The 1018-nt window shown below is 60.3% G+C and carries 1 protein-coding gene; it reads right to left on the bottom strand.

Features of this window, described 5'->3' with window-relative positions; translation table 11 throughout:
- On the bottom strand, positions 1-995 hold a 995-nt coding region (locus B5V02_RS18020; RefSeq protein WP_208647102.1), incomplete at its 3' end, for a hypothetical protein.
- Between the last annotated feature and the right edge of the window lie 23 nt (positions 996-1018).

Genomic DNA, 1018 nt, shown 5'->3' with positions numbered 1-1018 from the left:
TGGGTATAGGCGATGTAATTGTAGGAGCTTGCATATTGCTGGTTGAACTGCTTCGAGCCTTCGAGCCAGGTGCCCTCCACCCCGCCCTCGAAGACGATATTGCCGCGCTCCAGATATGTCGCGTCGCCGGTGTGCTGGTAGACAAAGCCGAACCCATTCACGATCAGCATGTTCAGGTCGGCGGCCGGCCCATCCTGCTCTCCCGTGGCGGACGTTTCGTCGATATATTGAAACGCCTTGGCCGTGGCATCCCATTCGTGGGCCCACATGTAATCGAGATTGGTCTTGATGAAGGACACGATGCGCGGGTCGGCGTCGACCTGCTCGTAGTAGTTCGTCAAGGCCTCGTTCATGAGCCCGTTCATGAACGGCTTGTCGATCGGCGCGCCGTCAGGGGTCGCGCCGTCCACGAAGTGCGGACGCGAGCCGTCGGCATGCTGGAAGCCGGAAGTCAGGATCTTCTCCACGAGCGACTTGGCCAAAGCGCGGAAATCGTTGCCGCCGGAGACCCCCCAGTCTTCACCATTGGGCTGGATGTTGGGGACGCCAACGGAAGGCGCATCGATGAGGATTGCCTGCGTGAGCGTTTCCAGGGCGCGCGCCTGCTCGCGGCCCTCCGACTGATGCGGGTCGAACAGGTTGGCCCAATTATTCTCCGTGTTCCACGGATTGACGACCTGGTCGGCCATCTTGCCGATGGCGCTCAGGCTGGCCTGGTCGCCATTGAGCAGATAGTGGGCGGTGATGCCCTTGGGCATGGACCACCAGGAGGCCACGCCGTAGTTATTCCCCTCGACATAGTTCTTCAGATAATCGTCAGCGATCGCATTGCCGCGCTCGAGATAAACCTGCTCGCCGGTGCGCGCATACCAGACATAGTTGATGAAGGCGCGGTCGTAATAGTTCGCCGAGGCCCAGTCAGTGCCGTCAGCCGCCCAGTGGCTATCATTATAGGTGGCGAAATCCTGCTCATACCGCGCGAACGCGCCCCCCAACGAAGACGACTCCGAAACCGAAA

The sequence above is a fragment of the Mesorhizobium kowhaii genome, from assembly GCF_003253745.1.
GTDB classification, from domain to species: domain Bacteria; phylum Pseudomonadota; class Alphaproteobacteria; order Rhizobiales; family Rhizobiaceae; genus Mesorhizobium; species Mesorhizobium kowhaii.
Note: the sequence above shows the minus strand (reverse complement) of the source record. Positions and strands in the feature narration are given on the sequence as shown.